We start from the raw sequence: 25,668 nt of genomic DNA on the forward strand, positions 1-25,668 counted from the left end.
GCGCACGTCTCTCCGACACCAACGGTTGTTGATCTGGAACAATGATCGGTTCCGGAGGCTCGTCTATTTGTCGGATTGATTGCACCGCCGGAATGGAGATTGGACGATGGCGAGACAACGGACGGGATTGAGCCGAGGGCTGGCGCTGGTTGCCGCCTGCATGCTCGCCTTGCAGTCCGTGGTCCACGCGTTCGCCGGCCAGGCGCCGGATATCCTACCATTCGACGCGTTCGGCAATCTGTGTTACGGGCGCAAGCCATTCAGACAGCGGGCATCGCGGCGGCGATCATGATAAGCTGCCCGAGTGCTGCATTCTCGGATGCGCCATGTCCTCGGCGCTGCCGGCTGCACCTAGCGGCGGCACGTCGCTGATCGTAACGCCGCGGTCTTCAGGCGCTGTCTTGCCTCCATACTGCGAGGTATTCGTTCGCAGAAGCGACCATGAGCCCGGCAGTGCGCGAGCCCCGCCACCGATCCCGGACCGCGTCGTGCGTGTCATCGCACGCCAATATCGTACCACCACCTAGAACCATCGTTCGTCGAGGTGCGGGCTATCCGAAACCTCATGAAACCGGCTGGCCGCCCAGTCCGCAAGTCAATCCCTTCAGCGATGAAGCGGACCGGCAATGCTGGTCCGTGTGAAACCTCGCCGGCGGGAGCCGGCATTCGATACAGGAGAGAAGTCCAATGCTAAAGAAACTGGCGCTGACTGCCGCCCTGGTTGCCGTTGGTGCGGGAGCGGCGATCGCTCACACCTCGCTCGAAACGAAGGAAGCCGCGGTCGGCGCGAGCTACAAGGCCGTCTTCCGCGTGCCGCACGGCTGCGAGGGCAAGCCGACAAACGTCGTGCGCGTCCTGATTCCGGAAGGCGTCATTGCCGTCAAGCCGATGCCGAAGCCCGGCTGGATCCTGGAGAAGGTGAGCGGCGCTTACGAGAAAGCCTACGGCAACCACGGCACTCCGACGAAGGACGGCGTGAAGGAGGTGCTGTGGAAGGGCGGCAATCTGGGAGACGACGAATACGACGAGTTCGTGGTGCGCGTCTTCCTCACTCCTGACCTGCCGGTCGGAAAGATGCTCTATTTCCCGACCGTGCAGGAATGCTCGGCGAATGCGGTTGAACGGTGGATCGAGATTCCGGCCGAAGGCCAGAGCGGCGACGATCTCGAGTTTCCGGCTCCCGGCGTAAAGCTCCTCGAAAAGGCACGGGGCCACTGAAATCAACGAGAGGCGGAGGGAAGGGCGCACTCCAGGCGCGCTTCCCTATAGCTGACGGAGGAAGGCTTGAAGATCATGCGCAGGCAACGCTTGAAGGGCACCAATTCCGCGACCCGGCTCGCCCGCTGTCAGTGTCCGTGCTTGCCTGTTCCGCATGGCTCTGGCTCGCCGCAACGGCCTTCGCGCATGCGTCGCTGGTCGAGACCATTCCTGCCGACAACGCCGTGCTTGCGGAGTCGCCTGCGACATTCTCGATGACCTTCAGCGAAGCGGTCTCGCCGCTCTCCCTCAAGCTGGTCGGGCCGGACGGCTCGAGTGTCAGCCTCGAACGTTACGAGCCGCGCGATCGAACTTTGGAAGTCGAGCCACCATCCAGTCTCGTCCGGGGCACGCATGTGCTTGTCTGGCGCGTGATCTCCGAAGATGGACATCCGATCGGCGGCTCCGTGATCTTCTCGATCGGACCGCCGGGCGCAACCCCTCGCGCAGCCGCAGTGAAAATCGACGGAGAGGTCGGCACGGCAATATGGCTGGCAAAGGTCGCACTCTATCTCGGCCTCTTTCTAGGGATTGGTGGGTCGTTCGCCCTGTCATGGCTTGGAAGGGTCGAGCGCTCCGGAACCGTGACCGTTCACATCATTCTCGGCATCGGGCTCTTCGGAGCGCTGTTGTCTGTCGGCTTCCAGGGCCTTGACGCACTCGCCGCTCCCCTTCGGCGCCTCGCGGATTCGGCGACTTGGCAAGCTGGAATGAGCACTAGCTTCGGCCGGACCTCCGTCGTCGCCGTTCTTGCATCTGCGATGGCGATCTTCGCGCTTGTCGCGAAAGGCGGCTGGGGGCGCCTTCTTTCGCTGGCTGCGCTCATCGGGACGGGTCTGGCACTTGCGCTGAGCGGCCATGCCAGCGCCGCGGAACCGCAATGGGTTACGCGCCCGATGGTCTTCCTTCACGGTGTCGGCATCGCGTTCTGGACAGGAGCGCTCATACCGCTTGGGCTAGCGCTCGCACGCCGCACTCCAGAGTCCGGATACATGCTGCGCCGCTTCTCCAACACGATCCCGCTCGTCCTCGCCTTGCTGATCGTCGCCGGCATCGTGTTGGCCGTGGTCCAGGTTCGAAATCTTTCGGCACTGGTCGAAACTGCCTACGGGGCCGTCCTCCTCGCAAAACTGGCCTTGTTCGTCCTGCTTTTTGCACTTGCCGTGTTCAATCGCCTACGGCTGACGGAGCCGGCAGAACGACGGGACGCACCGGCGGCACGGCGCCTCGCTCGGTCGATCGCCATCGAAACCGTCGTCGCCGTCTTGATCTTCGGGGTAGCCGCAGTTTGGCGGTTCACGCCCCCGCCGCGCGCCTTGGAGATCGCCGCTGCCCAGCCTGCAACCGTTCATCTCCATGCACCGCGGGCCATGGCGAACGTGCGGCTCTCGCCTGGCCGCGCCGGGCAGGTCGCGGCATCCATCGAGGTGTTCAGCAAGGACGCGAAGGTCCTCACGCCCAAGGAAGTGACGCTCGTCCTTTCAAATCCGGCGTCTGGCATAGAAGCGATCCGGAGGCCCGCGCAGCGCGCCGGGGAGGCGAACTGGCGCGTCGATGGTTTTGTCGTGCCCTTGCCCGGCACTTGGCATGTGCGGCTTGATCTCCTGGTCTCCGACTTCGAGCTGGTGAAGCTCGAAGGCGAGGTTGACATCCGGCGCTGAGTACGCTTGGCGCGGGACGGAGCCAAGTTTCGGGCTTAACCGGCGGGCGTTACTTGCTCCAGCGAAAAGGACCCTCAGTTCGACGCTCCTCGATGGAGGACTTCACATCTCGTATGTCTCGCGACCGCGCTCGCAATGACGGTGGTTATCGTGCTGATAGTTGCCCTTGCGACCCTGGGTCTCGGCCGCTGGAACCCGACGCAATTCACCTGGCGCAGACGTGCCGGCCGCGCGCAGTTCCTTCAGCCACGGCATGCCCAGAGATCGCATCCTCGCGGGTGCGAGATATTCTACCACGGCCGCCTGGCTTAGCGATTGAGCTCGCAGACGGAGCGGTTCTCATCTCGAGGTTCTCGCGGCGGCCCCTTCATTGCTGTGCTGGCACTTCATGGGCTCTGCTCTTCTGGCGCTGGTAGCGCTCGGTTTCTCTTCTTACCCCAGCACTGAGCTGTTTGCGCAAGCGCAAAGACGTGCATGCCATTCTCGTGCACGAACATATCAGTTCAGGGGCGCGGCTTCTGCTCGGAATGGCTCCAGCGAGTCTTAAGCCAAGGACATCTCTGGCAAGCAACACCAGACAAGGAACAGATCATGACGGGAATACGTCTCGACAACACCGTCGCAGCAATCGCGGCAGAGCTGCCCGGAGCGGCGGAACTCTTCCGGGGCCATGACATCAGCTTCTGTTGCGGCGGCAACGTCCAGCTCTCGGAAGCCGCCGTCAAGGCAGGCGTCGCGCCGTCGGCGCTGCTTGCAGAGTTGCAAGCCCTCGTAGTGGCCGCGAGACGAGATGCACCTGCGGAAACATCGGACCTCATCGGACACATCCTGGACAGATATCACCAGACGCACCGCGCCGAGCTCGCCTGGCTCATCCCGCTCGCCCAGAAGGTGGAGCGGGTACACGGAGACCACCCCTCGGCACCGATCGGGCTCTCCCAGGTACTTGAGCGCCTGCGAGACGACCTCGAGAGCCACATGATGAAGGAAGAGCAGGTCCTGTTCCCGATGATGCGGCGCGGCGGCAGTGCGGTGATCGCCCATCCGATCACGCAGATGCGAGACGAGCACGAGGAGGAGGCGGAGCATCTCCGGACGGTCGAACATGTGACCCATGGGCTTTCGCTGCCGCCAGGCGCCTGCGGCTCGTGGACCGCACTCTATACGGGACTGCGCAAGTTCACCGACGACCTGGTGACCCACATCCATCTCGAGAACGCAGTGCTGTTTCCGCGGTTCGAAACCCAGGCCCAGGCGGCCGTTTGACGCACGACTTAGCAGATGAGCTCAATCTGGCGGGCGCCATACCGGCCACTTTTCTTTCTCGCGGGACTATGGGCGCTTATCGTGCCTATTGTCTGGCTCCTCCCGGAACAACTCGTGCCGGACAGGGTCGAGTGGCACAGCCGCGAGCTTCTGTTCGGCATGGGCGGAGCTGCGGCAGGGGGCTATCTCCTGACGGCCCTGCCGGCCTGGACGAGGGGGGCCGTCCCGCCGGCCGCCACTGTGATCGCTACCTGCCTCTGGTGCGCGGCCCGTCTGACCGGCGCGTTCTCGGATCATCTGCCCCTTATCGCTGCCGCGATCGGGGTCTCGGGCTATTTCGCGTTCCTGACCGCGATGCTGATGCGTGGCGTCGTGGTCTCCCGGGCTTGGGCTCGGTGCTGGGCGCCGCTTGGGACAGGCGGGCTTGGCGTAAATGCCTTCGTTAGCATCGCCGATGGCCCGAGTCCCACGCCTCTGCTTTTTGCCGCGCTGATCGTCGTGGTAGGCGGACGCGCCGTGCCCGCGTTCACCGGCTCCTGGCTATACCGGACAGCGGGAGGGAAGTCCCTCCGCAATCGGCGGGAGCTTTCGCATCTGGCGGTCGCGGGCATTCTCATCGCGACCTGTCTTCATGGCGACTGGTCGCCGACGCTGCCAGGTCTCCTGCTGTTGTTTTCTGGCGCTATGCTGCTGTGGCAGATGAGCGAATGGCGGAGCCTCGGGACCCGCGGCTACCCGGCCTTGTTCATCCTGCATGTCGCCTTCGCCTGGACGCCGACGGCGCTCCTTCTGGGCGGTCTTTCAGCTACTATATCCGGCCATGTTCCAGCAGATGACGCCCTGCACGCGCTGACGATGGGCGCGATGGGTACAATGATTGCCGCCTTCATGATGCGCCCGGCCATGGTCCGCGACGGCGAGTCCCTGATCCTCGGCGGGACCATGGCTGGCGCGTTCTCGCTCGTGTCGCTCTCGGCGCTGCTGCGGACTTCCGGTGGCTGGCTGGATGCAGACCATTTCGAACCCGAAGCCGCTGCCGCAATCTGCTGGATGGCGGGGTGGACGCTCTTTCTGATAGCATATCTTCCGGCCATGAGCGGCCCTGTTCCCAGACCCGCGTTCAGCGCCGCACTCGGCAATCAGGTCAAGCGCGGCAACGGCACCACCGCCGTGGAAGGCGGGGTGCCGTTGTCCGTAGAGCACCGAGGATACCCGACCGAATAGACGTATCTCGCAAGGAAAAGTCATGCACGTGGAACGAGATCAAAATGGTGACTTCACATTCGACTCCGTGGCGCTCGCCGATCGTTTCCAGCTCTCAAGCGAGGACCTTCGTCGGAACATCCGCAGGGGACTGGTGACCAGCATGGTCGAGCGCGGCGAGGGCGAAGACGCTGGCACGTGCCGCTTGCGCGTGAAGATCGGGAACCGCGTATGGACCGCAATCCTGAACAGCGAGGATCGCGTAATCACCGAAGAAATGACCATTTATCGCGCGAGCTCGCGAAGTGAGATCACACTGGCGTCGGACGCATCTTGAGCCAGACCCCGCTGCAGCCAAGCCCCGAAGGCTTGCCCCTCGGCCTTCGCTCGAAACAGCTTCGGCCGGGGGGCAGCCTCACTCGGCAAACAGATCGGGACCGAATACTTCGTAGTGGATGCGCGCTTCGGTAATTCCAAGACCGAGGAGCTTGTCGTGCTGCATGCGCATGAACGGAACCGGTCCGCAGATGTAATAGTCGGCGTCGTCGAGCAGGATGCTGTCCTTGACCTTTTCGACGTCGACGAGGCCCGCAAAGTCGTAGTCACGCCCCTCGATATCCGTCGGCAGGGGGTCGTCGTAGAAGATGAACAGCTTGAAATCCGGATAGGTACGGGAGGCTTCCTTCAGCCGATCGCGCATCGCATGTACCGCGCTGTTTCGCGCGCCATGTACGAACACGACCTTCCGCGGCGGCGTCTGGAGCGCCTTCTTCAGCATGCTGACCATCGGCGTCAGCCCGACCCCGCCGCTGATCAGAACGATTGGCGTAGTCGCGCTTACATCGATGTAGAAATTGCCATAGGGAGCCGCGAGCTTGAGTTCGTCGCCGACATTGATCTCGTCGTGCAGCAAGGACGAGACATAGCCGGGCGTCCCCAAGCCGCCATCTTCTCGCTTCACAGAGATCCGATAGCTGCGTCCGTTCGGAGAGTCCGACAGGCTGTACTGGCGTATCTGCTGGTACCCGAGCTTAGGCACCTGCACGGCGACACTCGTATATTGTCCGGGTTCGAAATCCGCAACGGGTCCGCCGTCCGCCGGCTCCAGCACGAATGAGGTGATGACGTCGCTCTCCGGGTTCTTCTCACGGACGATGAAGCGACGCCAGCCGGCCCAGCCACCGGCACGTTCCTCCGAGCGCTCATAGAGCTCGCTCTCCATGCCGGCCAGTATATCCGCCAGATTGCCATAGGCCTGTGCCCACGCTGAGATGATTTCATCTGTCGCGGCATCTCCCAGCACCTCCTTGATAGACGCAAGCAGATGTTCTCCGACGATCGGGTATTGTTCCGGTCTGACGCCAAGGCTGGCGTGCTTATGGGCGATATCCTTCAGCACCGCCGAAAGGCTCTCCGGATTTTCGATGTTGGCCGCATAGGCGTAGACCGCGCGCGCGAGCGCTTGCTGTTGTTCGCCCCGTTCCTGGTGCGCCATATTGAAGATGTTCTTGAGCTCGGGATGAGCCTGAAACATCCGCTTATAGAAATGCTGGATGATGGCGTACCCGTGCTGCGCGAGGACGGGGGCCGTTGCTTTGACGATATCCTTGGTCTTCTGAGTGAGCATTGGGTTTCTCCTTTGGCTCCTTGACCCAGGGCGCTCTAACTGCACTGGTTTCAACATACGAGTGGACCCCAACCGCTGACGCTGATGCAGACCTGGAATTCTACTCAGCAATAGAGCGGAATTGCGCGCGGGTTTCATTGCGGCTGGGCTGAGGTTCGAATTTCGTCGTTTTGGAACCGATCTTTGGCACACCGAGGTCAGGCAGCCCGGCCGAACCGCTCGTGCGCACCCGAAGTGGAGATCATGTCAACAGTTAGTTCCGAATGGTGCTCGCACGCGATGCGGACAGCCGAACTGCCCATGAGGCTGAAGGCGGTTGAGAAGGCGTCGGCAGCCGTCGCAGTCGGAGCTACGACGCTGACCCGCCGGCGGAGTCTTGGCGCTCTCCCGCTAAGGGGGTCAAGAATGTGGCCGAAGCGGCCGGAGTCGTCGAATCGGAAACCGTCCGGGCTCGAGGTCGCGACGGCCCTGTTGACGAGATTCAGAACGCTGTCCGGCGTGCTGGCATCTTCTCGCGTCGCAAGTCCGACCCGCCACGGACGGCCGTCGTGTTGCGACCGTCCAGAATCGGTATCCAAGCGTCCCCGCCGCTGCCGCGGGCTCGGTCGGTAGGAAGCGGAGCGCGTTGGTCGCCCGACGCGCCGTGCTCCATCCGCAGGTTCTCCTTCAGGCGGGCACCATTCCGTCGAGTTCGGCCATTGCTTCGTCCGGGAAGTCGACTTCGGCGGCGGCGAGATTCTCCCTCAGATGCACGCGCGAGGAGGTGCCGGGGATCAGCAGGATGTTCGGCGAGCGCTTGAGCAGCCAGGCGAGCGCCACCTGCATCGGCGTTGCCCCTAGCCGCGCCGCCACATCCGACAGCGTCGAGGATTGCAGCGGCGAAAAGCCGCCGAGCGGGAAGAAGGGCACATATGCGGTGCCTTCGGCGGCAAGCCGGTCGATCATGGCGTCGTCAGCGCGGTTGGCGAGGTTGTACATGTTCTGCACACAGACGATCTCCGTGATCCTGCGGCCTTCCTCGACTTGCCTCAAGGTCACGTTCGAAAGGCCGATATGCCGGATCAGCCCCTGCCTTTTGAGATCGGTCAGCACCGTCAGCGGCTCCTCAATCGAACCCTCGGCCGGGCCGTGCACGCTGAACATGGCGCGCAGGTTCACCACCTCGATCGCGTCGAGCCCGAGATTGCGCAAGTTGTCATGCACGGCCTGCGTCAGATCTTCCTTCGAGAACGCAGGATTCCACGAGGCATCCGCGCCGCGCCTGGCGCCCACCTTGGTGACAATGACGACGTCGTCCCGGTAGGGGTGGAGCGCCTCCCGTATGATCTCGTTCGTCACGTGCGGGCCATAGAAGTCGCTGGTGTCGATGTGGTTGACGCCGCTTTCAACCGCTTCGCGAAGGACGGCGACCGCTTCCGCGCGATCGCGCGGAGGGCCGAAGACACCTTTGCCGGCAAGCTGCATCGCACCATAGCCGAACCGGTTCACCGGCCGCTCGCCGAGCATGAAAGTTCCTGATTCTGCAACACTGGACATGCACTGATCTCCGTCTGAGCCACAAAAACGGGATTAAGGCTGTTTCATCGGCAGGACAATCAGCTACCATTCGGACGGGCTGTGCGGTACGCCGAACAATTGGTGGGAGCGGGAATATGGAACGGGACAGGCCCAACATGGCGGATGTGGGCGCTTTCATGAAGGTCGCTCGGGCCGGTGGGTTCCGGGAGGCGGCTCGGGCGAGCGACATCAGCGCGTCGGCGCTGAGTGACGCCGTGCGGCGCCTGGAGGCGGAACTCGGCGTCAGGCTTCTCAACCGTACCACCCGCAGCGTCGTACCGACCGAGGCTGGCCGGGGGCTGATGGAGCGGCTCGGACCGGCATTCGGAGAGATCAATGCCGCGCTCGATTTCGCTCGCGGCTTCCGCAACCGCCCGGCGGGCGTCCTGAGGTTGAACGTGCCGGTCAGCGCCGCGCGGCTGGTCCTGCCGCCCATCGTGCCACCGTTCCTTGCGGCCTATCCCAACATTAGGCTGGAGATCGTGACCGAGGAGAGCTTCGTCGATGTTGTCGCCGCGGGCTGCGATGCTGGCATCCGCTACGACGAGCGGCTGCAGCAGGACATGATCGCCGTTCCGATTGGGCCACGCGTGCAGCGTTATGCGAGCGGGGCCTCGCAAGCCTATCTCGACGCGCATGGCCGGCCGCAGCATCCGCGCGACCTGCTTTCTCACAGCTGCATCCGCGGCCGTTTTGCCGGCCGGCCGATCAGTCCCTGGGAGTTCGAGCGCGACGGCGAGGTGATCACGATTGACCCGCCCACGTCCCTCGTGGTGCAGGCGGGCGGCGGCTCGGATCTTGGGATCGCAGCGGCGATTGCCGGAACTGGAATCATCTCGCTCTTCGAGGACTGGTTGCGTCCGCACTTCGAAAATGGAGCGCTGGAGCCCGTGCTGGAGCCATGGTGGCTGAGTTTTCCCGGCCCCTTCCTCTACTATCCTGGGCGCCGGCTGGTGCCGGCGCCCCTGCGGGCCTTCATCGACTTCATCAGGGCCATGCCGGCGGCTCCATCGGGTTGAGCAACAAGCCGCATGCCGCTATCCAGAGCCTGAAGGTGCGCAAACGCGTCGGTATGCTCATCAAGTCGCTCGGTGAACACGAGTGGTAGCGGTCCCAATCTCGCGTCGGCGCAGATGCTCCGTCGGATCCAGCTTACTCGGGATCGTTTCGGCGCCCTAACTGACTCCGCTTGCGCAGAGCCTGTTCGAGCATCTTGAAGGCGAAGGGGAGGGGCCGGCATTTCCACGGAGCCCGGCACAAGAGATGACCACCGGCGGTAAGCACGGCCGATGTTCTCGTTGTCCCGCCGCAATTCGGGCAGTAACAGACCGGTGGATGAGTGATCGTCTCCCTCGGCAGGTGGGCCGGTAAGGGACTTTGCCCCAGGGGCGACTTCGTCTTCGCGGCGACTGCGGACGGCGAGACTGATGGAAGGCCCTTGTGCCTGTTCGACGTCCGCTTACGCGTCGCTTTGCTCCAGGCGATTATTGCAGCCGCCCCGCCGCTATCCACGCTCGCTTCAATCAGCAACCTTTCAATGTAGGCAACCCTGTCGGCATCAACGGAGGTGAGATCCGTCGCAACTTAAAGATTAGGACAAATGCAAAATAGCTTTACTTGTTAGGGGATGCGCGGGCCTGGGCCGGATCGCAAGCTGCGCAAGCTGCAGGAACTAGCGAAACCGGGCGCGTCAGACCGCGATGCTGCAGTGGTCAGTTTTGTACTACGGGCTGCGCCTGGCGCGCCTTCCGTCGCCTTTGAACGGCGCTCCGCAGATTTCTCGAACCAGCTAACGATCCAGCCGAAGCCGTCCCATTCGCGACCGTCGAGCGGATCGGCAAAAGCATTGGTTCTTTTCTTGCGGTGTTGGGTTACTAGCTCTCTATATACAATCGTCCATTGCAGTAGCATCTCGTTTCTCCGCCATGCTGTCTGGCCAGAATGTGGTTCGTGGCGGCTTGAAGATGTAGACGCACAAGCGAAAGGTACGTTTCAGAGATGAAACTCGAAAATTGGGATGATCTTCGTTTGTTCCTGCACGTCGCTGAACAAGGCGGGCTGGCGGGTGCCGCCGAGAGGGCGGGCGTCAGCGCGCCTACAATCGGACGGCGCATGCTGGCGCTTGAACGCGCCATTGGGAGAGCGTTGTTTGTACGGGCGCGTACGGGATACGAGCTTGCACCGGACGGACACGTCCTGCTGGAGCGCGTGAAGGCGATGTATGAGGCGGCGCAAGATATCCACAACTGGCAGGAGTCGGTACACTCGCTGCCAATGGTGCGGCTTCTTTCCGACAGCACGTTGTCGTGCTTCACGGCCGCGAGCTTCAACCACCTGTGGTCGCCCACCGACTCGTTTCGCGTGTGTTTCAAAACTTCCGAGGCCATACTTGACCTGACGTACCGCGAAGCAGACATAGGATTAGCCGCCGAGCGGCCGGAGACTGGTAATGTCGCTGCCCGCCGTTCCGTCCGGATCGCCTACGCGCCCTACTGCGCCCAGGGTTTTGATCAGCGACGCTACAACAACTGGGTGTCGCTCGGCACAGACGTCGCAAATCAGCGGTGGAAGCGGTGGACGTTTGAACATCGGGGCCAGTTCATCACAAACTGGGCGAACGCGCCCCGTTCGATGTTCGATCTTGTGAAGGCGGGAGCGGGCGTCGGTGTTCTGCCGTGCTTCATCGGCGATCGCGATCCCGGCTTCCTTCGGGCGGGCCACGTGATTGACGAGCTGAGCCACCACTTGTGGATCGTGCTGCATGATGACGAGCGGGACCGGGAATCCGTCCGCACTGTCGCTGACCGTCTGTCGGCGCTGCTTGCAGCGAACGCCCCGCTATTCTGCGGCTTCACTGGGCAAGCTCCCTTGTGAACGGAGCGGGCAAGCGACCCCAGCAGGCTCAAGGGCGTGAGCCGCTGCCACATCTGTTCACCTCAGCTAGACGCGTAGGGCTCGCCTTCAATTTTTGCCCCATACGCCCATCAGCATCTGTGAAACCTTCCGCGGCCCGCGACAGGCGCCGCCGCGACGGCGGATCACGCCGATGATACGCGATATCTCGGGATCGCTAATCGGGCGTGTGATCAAGAACGGATGGTCATCCGAAGGGGTCGCCATGCGCGGCAGGACTGAAATCCCTAAGGGCATCGACCAGACCGAGCGAGGTGGACAGATTGGTCACTTCGTAGAACCAGCGCAGCTTGATGTTCGATTTTACCAGGGCCGCATCCAGCAAGGTTCTGTTTCCGCTTGAACGATGAGCGGTGATCAGATGGTAGGGCTCGACGTCTGCCCAGCCGACCGAGGGTTTGGCGGCAAGCGGGTGATCTTTGCAGGCCGCAAGCACGAAAGGGCCTTCTCCCAGCCGGTCGAAGATCAAATCTGGGTCCGACGTGCCCATGATGTTTATGCCGAACTCCACCTTTCCCCATGCGACCGCCCGTAGGCCGTCGAACGGTGGCCCCGGGCGGCATTCGATGCAGCGCGCCCACGCCAGCGCGGACTAAACTCGCGAGGGCTTTCCGATCAGGCGCTTGAAATCCAGCGCATGGGGATGTATATGCACATGTATATGCAAAGGAGGCCGAGATGCCCGAACTCCGACACAACGAACCAACACCGCCAAGGGAAGCTAAGCTCTTTCGAAATAATAGAAGTCAGGCTGTACGTATCCCCGCTGATTTTGAGCTTCCCGGCGATCGGGTGATGATCCATCGGGACGGAGATCGGCTGATAATAGAGCCGGTGCTCCGCAAGAACTTGCTGGAGGTGCTGGCTGGTTTGGAGCCGCTCGGGTCTGAAGATGAGTTCCCCGACGTTGACGAAACCCTGCTGCCGGTGAAGGAAATCGACCTGTGAGCAGGCTCTACATGCTGGACACCAATATCGTGTCCGAGCTTGCGCGAAACCCACAGGGGGCTGTCACTAAACGCATTGCCGAGGTAGGACCGGATGCAATCTGCGTCAGCATCATTACGGCGGCAGAGTTACGCTATGGATGCGCCAAGAAGGGATCATCGAAACTACTGGCGCAGATCGAGACCATTCTTGGAAGTATGCAAGTGCTTGCGCTCGATGTGCCTGCTGATGCCGAATACGGCGGCATCCGGGCTGAACTGGAGGCCGCTGGTAAGCCCATCGGCCCGAATGACCTGTTCATCGCCGCTCATGCCTGTATGCTTGGAGCGGTGCTGGTAACGGCCAACAGTAGCGAGTTCACACGCGTTCGTGATCTCAAGGTCGAGAACTGGCTGGATTTCACTCCTTCGTGTTGAAGCCAAAGGCGCTCAATGCTCTTGCCGACTTCGAGCAAGGGGAGAAACGGCATGGCGAATTCGCTGACTTCGTGCTGATTGACGGTAGTAGAAAAGGTTTATCCCGGGCTCAATGTTGTGGTGGCGCCGAACAATATTCATATGGGTGAGGTGTCAGCTGCATTGGCAATTCGCCTTCTCAAGGATGTGAAGTGAACAGCAAAGATCGCGATTGTAGACCGAGATCCGGGTTTGCAGATGGTCAAATTTCAACATCGGCTTCAAGGGATCCCGATCGATTGAATTGATGCGGTCGCCATTTGAGCCCTCGTTCGTGCTTGGGCTCAAAACGATCTTGCCTGCGATCGGCTGCGGGAAGCCTTCAAAGATCGTGAAGGCGGTCAGCCCGTCCTGCGGACCTTCTTCGTCGACGAACAGCGTGTGCCGCTCGTCGAACCGTACGACTTCCAGCAGGCGGCAGCCGATAATCTCGTAAAGCGGCCGGATGCCCAGATCGACCTGAAGCGCTACCGGCTTAAAAATCGTGGTTTCCGGGTCCAGCACATAAGCCGTGTTTGCTCTGACCATTTTCTAGCCCTTTCCTTCCGCGGTCTAACGTCTACCCGAGGGGCAGGAGCCCCGCTCCTGCTCCCCGAGCTCGCGCGGAGCAGCGGGAGAGAGGGAGGCAAGGGAACAAAGGGGCGGCCTATTCCGGCCAATTTCGCGCCAAAAGCTCTCCTAGACTGCATTCCGTCGATGTTGCTTTGGTGGTAGTTGAGAGTGCCCCGCCACCAAATTTCCAAATTGGGAACTTCACGCTTGTTTCCAAATTGGAAACGCGTTAAATAGGAGTTCGAGTGAACGTTATCGCTAAATCCGCGCTGGTGAATTTTTGGAGCAGCTTGCCGAAAGGAGCTCCCAGGGAGACCGCGGAAGCCGCGATGATGGAATGGTACACCACCGCATCGAAGGCGAGTTGGAGCAACTTTTGTGAGTTGAAGAAGACATTTAACTCGGCTGATATTGTGGCGGGCAACAAGGTTATTTTCGACGTCGGCGGCAACAAGTACCGCATCGTGGGGCTGGTCGCATTTCGATCAAAGCGGATTTTCGTTCTGTTTGTCGGGACGCACGCCCAGTACGGTGCGATCGACGTCAAAGACCTCTGACGTGAAAGGAAGTCGACATGTTGGATTTGAAAGCTTTTCGAACGCTTCAGAGTGAGGCCGAGTACAACGCCGCGCTGAAGGAAGTTCGGCCGTATTTCGAGAACGAACCCGATGAAGGCTCTGAGGAAGCTGCGCACTTTGACGCGCTCGTCCTTCTAATCGAACAGTACGAAGGTAAGCACTATCCAATCCCGACGGCGAGCCCGGTTGAGGTGGTCAAGTCGGTGATGGCTGCGAACAATTACACGCGTGCCGATCTCGTGGCGGTTATTGGCTCCAAAGCGCGGGCGGCCGATCTTTTGAACGGCAAGCGGGAAATCAATCTGGATCAGATCCGAAAGCTAAGCAAGGAATGGAACATTCCGGCTGGCTCACTGATCGGCGACGTCGCGGCTTAAGGGATACCCACAACCAATAACTGAAGCGCTCGGCGCCCTGGCCACTTTACGGTGACCTAAATACTCAAGCCTAGGCCGTTCTTAAGGGTCCGCGTGAGTTCGCAGGTTCGGCTCAACTCCGCCCGCAACGACCGCCTTTCGAAACAATGGTTTAAGTTCCATAATCTATCTTATGTGATCCGCTTGTGTAGCCGGGTACATTCTATTTCCAAGTGCGACATGCCAATAAAAACAAAGGCTTCGCCTTGGAGATTTTTGGATGTCGCTTTGCTATTCGCAACTCACCCTTTCCGATCGACGACGTTTGCATCAGCTCGTGGAACGCAAAGTTCCTGTCGGTGAGATCGCCCGCCAACTCGGTCGGCATCGATCGACGATCTATCGTGAACTGAAGCGCAATACCTTTCATGATGCCGAGTTTCCGGAATACAGCGGCTATTACAGCGGTATCGCCAACGACATCTCGAAGGAGCGTCGGCGACGGCTGCGCAAGCTCAGCCGCCACCCGCAATTGCGCGAACTGGTCATCGAGCAGCTGAAGGCACTTTGGTCGCCGGAGCAGATCGCCGGCCGTCTGCTTGCCGATGGTGTGAGCGCCGTCCGCGTCTGCACCGAGACGATCTATCGCTTCATCTATAGCAAGGAAGATTATGCGCTGGAGCTCTATCAGCATCTGCCGGAAGGCCGTCGTAAGCGCCGCCCACGCCGCTCCCGCAAACCCCGTGACGGCTCGATCCCGTTGGACTGCAGGATCAGCCAACGCCCTGATTTCATTGCCGATCGCTCTCAGTTCGGCCACTGGGAGGGTGATCTCCTGATCTTCCGGCGCGACCTTGGTGAAGCCAATGTCACCTCGCTGGTCGAGCGCAAGAGCCGCTACACGGTGATGATCAAGAATGGCAGCCGTCACTCTCGTCCGCTCATCGACAAGATCATCGATGCCTTCTCACCGCTACCCGCCTTTGCCCGGCAGAGCTTCACCTTCGACCGTGGTACCGAGTTTCGCGGTTTCAAGGCTTTGGAAGATGGACTCGGCGCCAGGAGCTGGTTTTGCGATCCGAATTCACCGTGGCAGAAAGGCGCGGTCGAGAACACCAACAAGCGCATCCGTCGCTTTGTGCCGAGCGATACGGACCTGTCCGCCGTCAACCAGCCGCAACTGGTCGCCCTCGCCCACCATCTCAATTCACTGCCCAGGAAATGCCTTGGTTACCGCACGCCCGCCGAGGTCTTCATGGCCCATTTGCGCGATTGCGGGTAATCCCCTACCCTCCACCCGTCATTGTTGCACTTGGATTAGATTCTCCACCGCAAAGTTAAAGTGTCCTGTTTCTGCAATGTAAGAATGTCACTCTCCCCGGGTTTAGATGACCTGGGAGATTGCGGATGGGATTGATTGCGATGAGCGAGCGTGATCTGCAGCGGATTGAGGTTTTGTCGAAGGTCATCGATGGTCGGATGACGCTGGTAACGGCCGCTCATGTTCTGGGGTTAAGCACGCGCCAGGTGCGCCGGCTCTTGGAGCGGATGCGGACGGATGGTGCCGCATCGATCCGGCACAAGGCGATCGGTCGGCCATCGAACAACCGGATCAGCGACGGCGTTCGGGATTATGCAGTGACGCTGGTTCGCGAACGCTATGCCGACTTTGGTCCGACGCTAGCGGCGGAGAAGCTTGCCGAGCGCGATGGCTTGCGGGTGTCGCGCGAGACCTTGCGCAAATGGATGTCGGAGGCCGGACTTTGGCTGTCGCGCAAGCAGCGGCGCACCTTCCACCAGCCACGATTGCGACGCGAGGCCTATGGCGAGCTGGTGCAGATCGATGGATCGGAGCACCGCTGGTTCGAGGATCGCGGTGATCCATGCTCGCTGCTGGTGTTCATCGATGATGCGACCGGCAAGCTGATGCAGTTGCGTTTCGTGCGCTCGGAAAGTGCGTTCAGCTATTTCGAGGCGCTGGAGCTTTATCTCAAAAATCATGGTGCTCCGGTCGCCTTCTATTCCGACAAACATTCCGTGTTCCGGGTGGCGAAGAAAGACGCCAAGGGCGGCCAGGGCATGACCCAGTTCGGGCGTGCGCTTTGCGAGCTAAACATTGAGATTCTTTGTGCAAATTCGAGCCAGGCGAAGGGTCGGGTCGAGCGGATGAACCGGACGCTGCAGGACCGTTTGATTAAGGATCTGCGCCTGGAGGGCATCTGTGGCATGGACGACGGCAACGCCTTCCTGCCTCGGTTCATGGAGGGCTATAACCGGCAGTTTGCCATTACCCCTGCCCGACCTGATGATCTGCATCGGTCGCTGAATCTTGCCCCGGATCGGCTCAAGGAGATCCTGTGCAAACGCGAGCAGCGCTACGTCGGTGCGCAGCTGACGTTTTCGTTCGAGCGCCAGCGGATCATGCTTGAGGAGACCGAGGTGACGCGCGGGCTGGTCGGTCGCTATGTCGAGACCTACGCCTATGCCGACGGCCGGCTCGATGTGCGGTGGAAAGGCCATTCCCTGCCCTACCGGGTATTCGACAAGGACCAGCGGGTGACGCATGCGGCGATCACCGAGAACAAGCGGCTCGGTGATGTCCTGGCCTACATCAAGGCGCGCCAGGACGAGCGGCCGGCGCCGAAGGTGAAGACCAACAGCGAGAAGATCGGCTACCGACCGCGTGGCCGCAAGCCGGGCAAGCGGACGGATTTCACCAACGATCCAGCGGTCATTGCCCGACGGCGACAAGCGCTCTCTGAGCTCGATGCGGCGGAATGACTGGCTGCTGCAACTGTCAAAGCTAAAGCCGATGGGTGCGTCTCATCCGCCCCCTCCCTTCCCTTGCAACCCGATCCAGCCGGTCCGGTCGGGGGCTTGGCTCAGTGCCAGTGGGGATGTCGCGTGTCGCATTTCTAAATGGTTGGTGAGGCACCCAAAGTGACATTTCAACTTTGCCCAACCGCGGACAGTTTAACCTTGCCGCCACATGTGGTGTAGCGGCCGTTTAGAGATGCGACATATGAGCCAGTTAGAGATGCGACAGTCGTCGCCGCTTGGGATGCTGGTCAAACGTCAACGTTTGGAAGGAAGACTGGCGACGTGAAGCGTGGCTGAGACCATGAGCGTTCGGAGTCGTCATGTCTTGTTTGATCACCATGTCGCAGAAGGAATTGCATCGTCTTGAACTGATCCAGCGGATTCGCGGCCGCAGCCTGAGCGTCGTCCAGGCGGCCGAACTGCTCGGCCTCAGCCGCAGTCAGGTGCATCGGCTGCTGCAGGCCTATGACCTGGCCGGCGCCGACGGGCTGGTCTCGAAGAAGCGCGGCCGGCCGAGCAACCGGCGTCATAGAAAGGATTTCCGCATCCTGGTGCTCGACCTGGTGCGTGAGCATTATGCGGATTTCGGACCAACCCTGGCGGCTGAGAAGCTGCTCGAACGCCACCGGATTGCCGTCAGCAAGGAGACGCTGCGTCAGTGGATGATGGAAGCCGGCATCTGGGTGTCGCGACGCGAGCGCAAGAAGCGCGTCTTCCAGCCGCGCGGCCGGCGCGATTGTTTCGGCGAACTCGTCCAGATCGATGGCTCGCTTCATTGGTGGTTCGAGAACCGCGGTCCCAAATGCGCCCTGCTCGTCTATATCGACGATGCCACCGGCAAGCTGTTGCACTTACGCTTTGCGGGCTCGGAGAACACCTTCGACTATCTGCACGCGACGAAGGCCTATTTGCAGCAATGGGGCAAGCCGATTGCCTTCTACAGCGACAAGCATGGCATCTTCCGCACCACCCATGCTTCCAAGAAGGACAGAACCAGTGGCCTGACGCAGTTCGGGCGTGCCCTTTACGAGCTCAACATCGACATCATCTGTGCCAATACCCCGCAGGCCAAAGGCCGCGTCGAGCGCGCCAACCAGACGCTGCAGGATCGCCTCGTCAAGGAACTGCGGTTGCGCGGCATCGATACGATCGCGGCGGCCAATGCCTATTCGCCGGAGTTCATGGCCGACTTCAATCGTCGCTTTGGCAAGGCGCCGCGCAATCCGAAGGACATGCATCGGCCGTTTGCCGCGCATGAGAACCTCGATGGCGCCATGTGCCGCAAGGAGATCCGCAAGCTGTCGAATTCGTTGACGCTGCGCTATGACAAGGTGATGTTCATTCTCGATCCGACAGATCGCGCAGCGGCGCTGGCGGGTAAGAAGGTTGTCGTTTGCGACTATCCCGACGGACGCCTGGAGATCACAGACGGGGAAGCCACCCTGCCCTACAGGACGTTCGACACGCTGCGCTCGGTGCACCGCTCCGAGGTGGTTGAGAACAAGCGCCTGGATGACATGCTGGCGCTGGTCGCCGCGATGCAGGCCGGACGAGAGCAACAGCGCAGCAAGGGCGGGCCGCGCCGCACCGGCCAGACGGACCATATGTTCGGCATTCGCGACGGCAGCCAGAGCAATGGCTACCAGAAGCGCGGCACGAAGCCTGGCCGGAAGACGGATTTTACCAAGGATCCGGTGGTCATCGCAAAGCGCCAGCAAGCCCTCGCGCAGCTGAAAGCGGCGGAGTGACCGGCGTGTCAAAGCTAAAGTTTATCTTGCACCTCAAGCCATCCGCCGCCGGCCGGGCTGCGCAACCCTGACCAGCTCCACCCGGCCGGCGGCTTGCGTCTCCGTACTTTGTAAATATAGCAACTTGCAAATGCAGTAGTAATGGATAGGATGATGTCGCGTTTCTAAGTTGACTACTTTGTCTCATCTTTAAATAGCTTTGACATTGATGTAGCCGGGGGTAAATTCTATTTTCAAGTGCGACATGGCAATAAAAACAACGGCCTGTCCCTTGGAGATTTTTGCATGTCGCAGTGCTATTTGCAGCTCACCCTTCCCGATCGCCGACGCGTGCATCAGCTTCTCGAACGCAAGGTGCCGATTGCTGAGATCGCCCGCCCTCAGTCGGCATCGGTTTGTCCTCGAGCCGACTGATCTCGCCAAGACCCTAAGCCGGCAAGAAGGTGATAGTCTGCGAACACCCCGCGGACGACCATTCTTATCAGCAGATCCATTGTCTGCAGGCGCTCGCCGCATGCACTTGGCTTCAAATGAGCCTGAGCTTTGTCGCCAGTGCCGTCGCCTGCGCCTGTGTGCTCGCACCGAGCTTCCTGCGAGCGTTGTTCATATGGAAATTCACATTCGCATAGGTCATGTTCTCGATGGTGGCGATGTCACTCATGGATTTGCCCTCGGATGACCACTTGAGCATCAGCGCCTGTTTGGCGGTCATGCGGATGCTCGGTTTTGCCGTGGGTTCAATTTGCGCTTGCTCGATCCTCACATGAAGCTGAGCGACCGCCGTCGCAGCTGCGACCGGATCGAGATCGAGATTCAGCGAAAGGCACGGCTTGTGCGACGCAATGGTCAGCATCGCGATGCGCCGGAATGCAGTCGCCACCGGAATCGTGATGCCCGATCGGATGCCGAACCCGGCAGCATCCAGGTAGAACTGCCGAACACGCCTCGACTTGACTTTCCGCGTGTTTTCCGAAGACCAAGTGAACGCCCTCATCGTGGACTTGGCGATCAGGACCACGGGATCAATCTCACTGAAGCTCTTGGAGAAATACCGATCCTGCCATTCGGGTGAATAATTCGAGACAGCGAATGTTCCGACCGGCTGAAGATTGAGGTAGGCGTAATATTCGAAGCCGAGTTCCCGTGCGAGTTCGGTGAGTGCTCCATTGAACATCTCCCTGGTGCGCGCTACCGCTGTAACATCGATTAGCTTCTGAAACCAAATCTCCACCTTCTAATCCCCTCTTGTTGCATCCCGTCTCATACTGCTCGTGCCCACCAAAATCAGGATATTTGGTCGGCGACCACTTTTCAACGAGGGCAGAGCAAAGCCGCCCGCAGAACTCGAAGCCTCGAACGCGGCAGAAGCATCAAGGCACGCCCCCAGCAAAACGCGCTGACGACGCCAAGCTCATCCTGCCACGGCCCTAGTTCGACTGCCTAGTCTCCATGCGCCGACCCGCGGCGGTCTTGCCGGGCTTTTCAGAATGCCCGCCGGCAGGTTTACGCGGCCGCGAGACTGATGCGAGAGAGCGGGCGATTTCCACGAATTCTTCACGGTTCGCGGTGGGGTCTTCCTTGTTCCAGGCGAGCCCCATGCCGATCGTAAAATCCACTCCCTCCACTTCCCAAAGCGAAACGACCGGTGGGGCAAATCCTTCGTCCATTTCCGGCACGAAACCGACCCAATCCCGGCGGCAACGAGCGAAACCAGGGAGAGCGCATCGTCGCAGCTGTAGGCGACCTGATCGAGAAGGCCGTGCTTTCTGAACTGCTCGAAGAAGTACTTTTCCGTGTAAGATAGATTCGAGCGGGAAAAGGCGATTATCCGCGCTCGTTTGAGGTCGCTCATTGTGACAGTTTCCGCCATCTCCAGCGGGCTGCCAAGCGGCACCGCTAGAAGACATCGTTCGTTGGCGATGCTCTGCCAGCGGAGCGAGCCGATATTTTCGACCGGCCGGATGAAGCCGAGATTGATGCGGCCCTTCTCCAGATCGCGGATGATTGCATCGGTCGAGCCACTGCTGATGTGAATCTGAACGTCTGGAATCGCTTGCCGAGCTTGCTTAGAAAGAGCGGCAAGACACCGCAGGTCGCAGGGTAAATGTTACAGATCGTGATCCGATCGACATCCTTGCCCGCAACGGCCCGGTCGACGGCGGAACTGTTTTCAATCTCCTTGAGAACACGGATACACCGCTCATAGAAAAGTTCGCCAGGCTTGGTCAATTGAACGCGACGGGTAGAAACGGGTGAGAAGCTGCACGCCGAGCTCCCTTTCCAGCGTCTGGATCTGCACGCTGAGGGCGGGCTGCGCCATGGCCGCGGCGCGACCGAAATGAAGTTCCTCGGCCAGCGTCGCAAAGCATCTCATCTGACGGACTTCCATTCCCTGTCCTCTCCAACTGTGCAGTTCTTCCGCAAGGCGCAGACCATCCGTTAATCGTCACTTTAGATCAATCTGTTGTTTTTTGATCTCGACCCCATGAATTCCCGCAGTAGACGGAATCGTCTTTGCCCTATCGGTTGAGCATGAAAACGAGCCTCGAATACCTTGCCGGAGAGGGAGCAGCGCGAGCTTGCCCGCGTCGTCTAGATAATCCCACGAGGAGTTTGCCGATGCGCTCGAGGGAAGCTCAGCCGCCTTTAAGAAGCGCGGGCGGTCGCCCGCGGTACGTTCGTCGACGAGCCGCAGGCTACCGCTCGGACTACGATATTCTCGTGATCGCCAGTTCGAAGAAATTGGCCGAACCGCAGTATTGGGGCAAGGCGACCGATCGGCTGCTGTGGGACAAGGGGGTCTCGACGCCGGTGGGGCTGATTGTCCATGGCGCGCGGGAGGTGAACAACTTCGTTGCGGACGGACAAGAATTCTTCGTCGACGTCCTCCACGAGGGCGTCGTGCTCTACGAAATCGACGACGGGGCCAGATACGCCGCCGTCAAGGTGGTCGGTGCCAATGCGAAAAACCGTCGATTTTTTCAAAGGCGCCGAGCCCGCTCGCATGGAAGGTCCCCGAATGCATCCATGCGCATGTGCATTGATGAGGCCCGGTATAAGCGATGCCGCCGGCTGCATCGATGGTTTCACGCGCCACAATCTCAGCGCCTGCGGCAGTCTCCTCAGCGTCAACTCCGGCGATCTGCCCGTGCCGGACATAAACCGCAGTCCGCTTGTGACATCTTGCCGCCACCAGTGATGAGGCTTGCGTCTCGGACGACTAGATCCATGACAATTATTCCTTTCGCCATGGTGCGGTGCTGGCCGCTGGTCGCCCGCCCGGCCGATCCAACCGGCGATGCGATTGCTCCTGGCTGGAACCATCCAGCATCTAGCCGGACGATCGCACCGTTCGGATCAGATCAGCGCAATTGGCCACGCTTAGCGCCTTGCGCAGTCGACCGATATGGACGTTGACCGTTTGGCGTCAACGAAACGACGTTCGGGCCAGGCAGCTTCAATGAGTTGTGCGCGGCTGCACGCCTGCTCCCGGTTCTCCATCAGGAGCTGCAGCAACCGAAATTCGATCGGTCCTAAGTGAATGCTGACGCCGAAACGCTTGACGCTATGCCTGTTGGTGCTCAGTTCAATCCCTGCGCGAGGATATGACCGTCGATCGCCGTGGGATGCGACCCGTGCAGGATGCGGTCACGGAGGAAGCCGAGCAGTTTCGAAGGAGCGATCGGCCTTACGAAGTTCTCGTCAATACCGCCTTCAGGTAGATCGATAAACCGGCATTCCGCACCAGGCCCAATCAAGCCGACCGTCGTGATCCCGAATGTCCGCGGCTCCTGCTTTAGCTTTACACAAGTTGCAGGAGCCCACTCTTCTCCCGATCGACAATCAAGAAGGATGGCTCTGACATCGTTCTCGCCTGCGAGATTGCAAATTCCGAGGCAATCCGCCCCCTGATTCCGAAATGATCTCGCCCCCCAATTCCGAGAAATAGTCGCCCCCTGATTCCGAGATGATGCCGCCCCCATCGGAAAGCATCTGGCGTGGGTGTTCTGCTGGTGTGAAGTTTCTTCCTTCGACGTGACGAGGAAGGAACGGGATGCCTGCGGAGAGACTGGAGATGCGGCGTGTCCGCGAGATATTGAGATATCGCTTCGAACAAGGACTTGGCCACAAGTCGATCGCGGTTCGGGTTGGAGCTGCGCCATCGACGGTGCGCGAGACGCTTCGGCGTGCGGCCATTGCGGAGCTATCGTGGCCGTTGGGTGACGACATCAGCGATGCAGTCCTGGAAGCGGCGCTTTACAAGGCAGCCGGGACGAAGACGGGTCATCGTCGGAGCCCTGAGCCGGACTGGACGCAGGTCCACCGCGAGCTGAAGCGCAAGCATATGACGCTGCAGATCCTTTGGGACGAATACATCAGCCGTTATCCGGAGGGCTATCGTTACAGTCGCTTCTGTGACCTCTACCGCGGCTGGGCGATGAAGTTGCCTGTGACGATGCGGCAGGATCACGCGGCCGGCGACAAGCTGTTCGTCGACTACGCCGGCGACACGGTCACGGTTGTCGTTGATCGGCTGTCCGGCAAGACACGGCAGGCGCACCTGTTCGTGGCGGTTCTGGGAGCATCCAGCCTTTCATATGCGCAGGCACGTTGGAGCGAGACGCTTCCCGACTGGATTGAATGCCATATCCTGGCGCTGGAGTTCTTTGGCGGTGCGCCAGCCTTGCTGGTTCCCGACAATGCCAAGGTAGCGATCATCAAGGCCTGCCACTTCGATCCCCAGGTCAACCGGACGTATTGCGGGATGGCGGCCCATTATGGCAGCGCCGTCTTGCCGACGCGGCCGCGACGCCCGCGGGACAAGGCGAAAGTGGAAGCTGCGGTTCGTATCGTCGAACGTTGGCTGTTGGGCCGGCTGCGCCATCGCATCTTCTATAGTTTGGCCGAGGTCAATGCGGCGATTGGCCAATTGCTCCATGATCTCAATGATAAGCGCGTTCTGCGCCGTGTCGGCGCCACGCGCCGCCAATTGTTCGAGGAGCTTGATCGTCCGGCTTTGCGACCGCTGCCTGTCGAACGTTATGTCTTTGCCGAATGGCGTATCCGGCGCGCCGGGCTGGATTATCACGTCGAGATCGAGCGGCACTATTATTCCGTTCCCTATCGCTTTGCCCGCGAGCAGGTCGAGGCTCGTATCACCGCCAATACGATCGAGATCTTCCACAAGGGCGAGCGAATTGCCGCTCACCGGCGCTCCAGCGGCAACGGCAAGCACACGACGATCCCCGATCATATGCCCTCTGCGCATCGCCGCTTTGCCGACTGGACGATTGAACGGATTCAACGCGAAGCCTCTGCGATGGGGCCGGATGTTGCGCTGTTGTGCGAGCGCATTCTTGCCGACAGGCCTCATCCCGAGCAGGGCTTTCGAGCTTGCCTCGGCATCATCCGCCTCAACAAGAGCTTCGGCCGCGACAGGGTCAATGCCGCTTGCGGCCGTGCGTTGGAGATTGGCGCACGAACCTATGGCTCGGTGCGATCCATCCTCGACAATCACCTTGACCGGACGGCTGCCTCAAATGGAGCGGCGCCGCATGAACCGATCCATCACGCCAACATCCGCGGACCTCGCTATTACCACTAAGGAGAACGAAAGATGCTTGCCCATCCAACACTGGATAAATTGAATGCCATGGGCCTGGCCGGCATGGCAAAGGCCTTTGGCGAACTTGTTGCCAACGGCGAAGCCGAACATCTCTCGCACGCCGAATGGCTCGGACTGCTGCTCGAACGGGAGTGGAGCTCCCGTTACGATCGGAAGCTTGCGGCACGCCTCAGGTTTGCCAAGCTTCGCCACCAGGCCACCCCAGAAGATGTCGACTATCGCGCCGACCGCGGCCTCGACCGTGCTCTCTTCATGAAGCTGCTCGGTGGCGACTGGATCAACGCCCATGACAATCTGGCCATTTGCGGACCCTCGGGTGTCGGAAAGAGTTGGTTGGCTTGCGCTCTCGGCCACAAGGCTTGCCGAGACGATCGCTCAGTTCTCTATCAGCGTGTCCCAAGGCTGTTTGCCCAGCTTGCGCTCGCGCGTGGTGATGGCCGCTACGCCCGCCTGCAACGAACCTTGGGCCATGTTCAGCTCCTGATACTGGATGATTGGGGGCTCGAGCCGCTCAACGAACAGGCCCGCCACGACCTGCTGGAAATCCTCGAAGATCGCTATGGACGCAAATCAACGATCATTACCAGCCAACTTCCCGTGTCCGCATGGCACGGCGTCATTGGCGACCCAACCTACGCCGATGCCATACTCGACAGGTTGGTCCACAATGCCCACCGCATCGAATTGAGCGGCGATAGTCTGCGCCGAAATCTACCGCGCAAAGCTTGACACCTCGCCTGAATGAACTGACAACAATCATCGCCTGCAGACCCCACTAAACAGGGGGCGAGATCATCCCGGAAACCGGGGGCGCAATCATCTCGGAACAAAGGGGCGGCTTCATCGGAATCGGCATGCGAGATGGACGATTCCCCCAACCCCCAGAACGAAGGATGACCTGATATCCCTCGGATTCTAGGATACGGATGACCAGCAGATAGTAATCCGCATCAATCGAGCCAATCAAGATCTGGGGCCGCGTTGGATTCAAAGACCTCCCCTTTGGACTCCATGTCTGTTTCGGGCCGATCCCGAGCGAATTCGGGCGTCATTCTCTGCAGCGGCGCGGCCGTTAGGCCGGCCGACGGTGCAGCGACGACA

General features: G+C 60.5%; 21 protein-coding genes and 5 pseudogenes. 18 read left to right on the top strand and 8 right to left on the bottom strand.

Annotated elements, in window-relative coordinates:
• The first annotated feature begins 687 nt into the window (after nt 1-687).
• The 5 genes from JOH52_RS28745 to JOH52_RS28765 all read left to right on the top strand — a co-directional run bounded on the left by JOH52_RS28745 (nt 688) and on the right by JOH52_RS28765 (nt 5,724).
• Entirely contained in the window at nt 688-1,218 is a 531-nt protein-coding gene (locus JOH52_RS28745) for a YcnI family copper-binding membrane protein (RefSeq protein ID WP_014531562.1), read from the top strand.
• A complete protein-coding gene (locus JOH52_RS28750) occupies nt 1,125-2,918 on the top strand; it encodes a copper resistance CopC/CopD family protein (RefSeq protein WP_017266248.1) in 1,794 nt (597 codons plus the stop codon). Before JOH52_RS28745 ends, JOH52_RS28750 begins: the two co-directional genes overlap by 94 nt.
• 591 nt (nt 2,919-3,509) lie before the next feature.
• On the top strand, nt 3,510-4,184 hold the full coding sequence (gene ric, locus JOH52_RS28755) for an iron-sulfur cluster repair di-iron protein (RefSeq protein WP_014531565.1): 675 nt from the start codon (nt 3,510-3,512) through the stop codon (nt 4,182-4,184).
• 15 nt (nt 4,185-4,199) lie between these two features.
• Nucleotides 4,200-5,408, top strand: a complete 1,209-nt coding sequence (locus JOH52_RS28760; protein WP_014531566.1) for an NnrS family protein — start codon at nt 4,200-4,202, stop codon at nt 5,406-5,408.
• 22 nt (nt 5,409-5,430) lie between these two features.
• Nucleotides 5,431-5,724, top strand: coding sequence for a DUF6522 family protein (locus JOH52_RS28765; RefSeq protein WP_010967629.1), 294 nt, complete (start codon nt 5,431-5,433; stop codon nt 5,722-5,724).
• A gap of 78 nt (nt 5,725-5,802) precedes the next feature.
• On the opposite strand, the gene hmpA is transcribed toward JOH52_RS28765, so the two are convergent.
• The 3 genes from hmpA to JOH52_RS28780 all read right to left on the bottom strand — a co-directional run bounded on the left by hmpA (nt 5,803) and on the right by JOH52_RS28780 (nt 8,520).
• Nucleotides 5,803-7,014, bottom strand: coding sequence for an NO-inducible flavohemoprotein (gene hmpA / locus JOH52_RS28770; protein ID WP_014531567.1), 1,212 nt, complete (start codon nt 7,012-7,014; stop codon nt 5,803-5,805).
• A gap of 197 nt (nt 7,015-7,211) precedes the next feature.
• Nucleotides 7,212-7,592: an FAD:protein FMN transferase gene (locus tag JOH52_RS28775; protein ID WP_014531568.1), complete on the bottom strand. Its 381-nt coding sequence runs from the start codon at nt 7,590-7,592 to the stop codon at nt 7,212-7,214.
• Nucleotides 7,593-7,680: 88 nt separating this feature from the next.
• The gene (locus tag JOH52_RS28780) at nt 7,681-8,520 is read right to left on the bottom strand and encodes an aldo/keto reductase family oxidoreductase (RefSeq protein WP_017266245.1); all 840 of its coding nucleotides are present in this window, start codon (nt 8,518-8,520) and stop codon (nt 7,681-7,683) included.
• A 146-nt stretch (nt 8,521-8,666) separates the two neighbouring features.
• On the opposite strand from JOH52_RS28780, the gene JOH52_RS28785 reads away from it, so the two are divergent.
• Both JOH52_RS28785 and JOH52_RS28790 read left to right on the top strand, forming a co-directional pair.
• Entirely contained in the window at nt 8,667-9,590 is a 924-nt protein-coding gene (locus JOH52_RS28785) for a LysR family transcriptional regulator (protein WP_013845420.1), read from the top strand.
• A gap of 979 nt (nt 9,591-10,569) precedes the next feature.
• A complete protein-coding gene (locus JOH52_RS28790) occupies nt 10,570-11,445 on the top strand; it encodes a LysR family transcriptional regulator (RefSeq protein ID WP_014531570.1) in 876 nt (291 codons plus the stop codon).
• Between the two features lie 87 nt (nt 11,446-11,532).
• On the opposite strand, the pseudogene JOH52_RS28795 reads toward JOH52_RS28790, so the two are convergent.
• Nucleotides 11,533-12,034, bottom strand: a pseudogene (locus JOH52_RS28795) (LysR substrate-binding domain-containing protein); the annotation flags it as partial.
• A 128-nt stretch (nt 12,035-12,162) separates the two neighbouring features.
• Between JOH52_RS28795 and JOH52_RS28800 the strand changes: the two are divergent.
• Together JOH52_RS28800 and JOH52_RS28805 are read left to right on the top strand one after the other, a co-directional pair.
• The gene (locus JOH52_RS28800) at nt 12,163-12,432 is read left to right on the top strand and encodes an antitoxin (RefSeq protein WP_013845417.1); all 270 of its coding nucleotides are present in this window, start codon (nt 12,163-12,165) and stop codon (nt 12,430-12,432) included.
• Nucleotides 12,429-12,848, top strand: coding sequence for a type II toxin-antitoxin system VapC family toxin (locus tag JOH52_RS28805; protein WP_014531572.1), 420 nt, complete (start codon nt 12,429-12,431; stop codon nt 12,846-12,848). The genes JOH52_RS28800 and JOH52_RS28805 overlap by 4 nt, the downstream gene beginning before the upstream one ends.
• 153 nt (nt 12,849-13,001) lie before the next feature.
• On the opposite strand, the gene JOH52_RS28810 is transcribed toward JOH52_RS28805, so the two are convergent.
• Complete coding sequence (locus tag JOH52_RS28810; protein WP_014531574.1) at nt 13,002-13,415, bottom strand: DUF3846 domain-containing protein; 414 nt, start codon at nt 13,413-13,415, stop codon at nt 13,002-13,004.
• A gap of 269 nt (nt 13,416-13,684) precedes the next feature.
• Between JOH52_RS28810 and JOH52_RS28815 the strand changes: the two genes are divergently transcribed.
• The 6 genes and pseudogenes from JOH52_RS28815 to JOH52_RS36585 all read left to right on the top strand — a co-directional run.
• A complete protein-coding gene (locus JOH52_RS28815) occupies nt 13,685-13,996 on the top strand; it encodes a type II toxin-antitoxin system HigB family toxin (RefSeq protein ID WP_017266244.1) in 312 nt (103 codons plus the stop codon).
• Nucleotides 13,997-14,013: 17 nt separating this feature from the next.
• A complete protein-coding gene (locus tag JOH52_RS28820) occupies nt 14,014-14,394 on the top strand; it encodes a helix-turn-helix domain-containing protein (protein ID WP_003526626.1) in 381 nt (126 codons plus the stop codon).
• Between the two features lie 259 nt (nt 14,395-14,653).
• Complete coding sequence (locus tag JOH52_RS28825) at nt 14,654-15,655, top strand: IS30 family transposase (RefSeq protein WP_014531093.1); 1,002 nt, start codon at nt 14,654-14,656, stop codon at nt 15,653-15,655.
• Between the two features lie 125 nt (nt 15,656-15,780).
• A complete protein-coding gene (locus JOH52_RS28830) occupies nt 15,781-17,154 on the top strand; it encodes an ISNCY family transposase (protein WP_014531577.1) in 1,374 nt (457 codons plus the stop codon).
• 359 nt (nt 17,155-17,513) lie between these two features.
• Complete coding sequence (locus JOH52_RS28835) at nt 17,514-18,941, top strand: ISNCY family transposase (RefSeq protein WP_014531578.1); 1,428 nt, start codon at nt 17,514-17,516, stop codon at nt 18,939-18,941.
• A 285-nt stretch (nt 18,942-19,226) separates the two neighbouring features.
• Nucleotides 19,227-19,335 (top strand): annotated as a pseudogene (locus tag JOH52_RS36585) (helix-turn-helix domain-containing protein); the annotation flags it as partial.
• Between the two features lie 132 nt (nt 19,336-19,467).
• Here the strand turns inward: JOH52_RS36585 and JOH52_RS28840 are convergent.
• Together JOH52_RS28840 and JOH52_RS28845 are read right to left on the bottom strand one after the other, a co-directional pair.
• Complete coding sequence (locus JOH52_RS28840) at nt 19,468-20,172, bottom strand: autoinducer binding domain-containing protein (protein ID WP_014531579.1); 705 nt, start codon at nt 20,170-20,172, stop codon at nt 19,468-19,470.
• A gap of 196 nt (nt 20,173-20,368) precedes the next feature.
• Nucleotides 20,369-21,330 (bottom strand): annotated as a pseudogene (locus JOH52_RS28845) (LysR family transcriptional regulator).
• A gap of 143 nt (nt 21,331-21,473) precedes the next feature.
• Between JOH52_RS28845 and JOH52_RS36590 the strand changes: the two are divergent.
• Nucleotides 21,474-21,863: pseudogene (locus tag JOH52_RS36590) on the top strand (nucleotidyltransferase); the annotation flags it as partial.
• 409 nt (nt 21,864-22,272) lie between these two features.
• Here JOH52_RS36590 and JOH52_RS36280 read toward each other — a convergent pair.
• A pseudogene (locus tag JOH52_RS36280) lies at nt 22,273-22,442 on the bottom strand (helix-turn-helix domain-containing protein).
• Nucleotides 22,443-23,016: 574 nt separating this feature from the next.
• Between JOH52_RS36280 and istA the strand changes: the two are divergent.
• Both istA and istB read left to right on the top strand, forming a co-directional pair.
• Complete coding sequence (gene istA / locus JOH52_RS28855) at nt 23,017-24,546, top strand: IS21 family transposase (protein WP_014531024.1); 1,530 nt, start codon at nt 23,017-23,019, stop codon at nt 24,544-24,546.
• A gap of 12 nt (nt 24,547-24,558) precedes the next feature.
• A complete protein-coding gene (gene istB, locus JOH52_RS28860) occupies nt 24,559-25,296 on the top strand; it encodes an IS21-like element helper ATPase IstB (RefSeq protein WP_012477343.1) in 738 nt (245 codons plus the stop codon).
• Nucleotides 25,297-25,668 lie beyond the last annotated feature (372 nt).

Origin of the sequence: Sinorhizobium meliloti, from assembly GCF_017876815.1 — a bacterium.
In the GTDB taxonomy this organism is placed as follows: domain Bacteria; phylum Pseudomonadota; class Alphaproteobacteria; order Rhizobiales; family Rhizobiaceae; genus Sinorhizobium; species Sinorhizobium meliloti.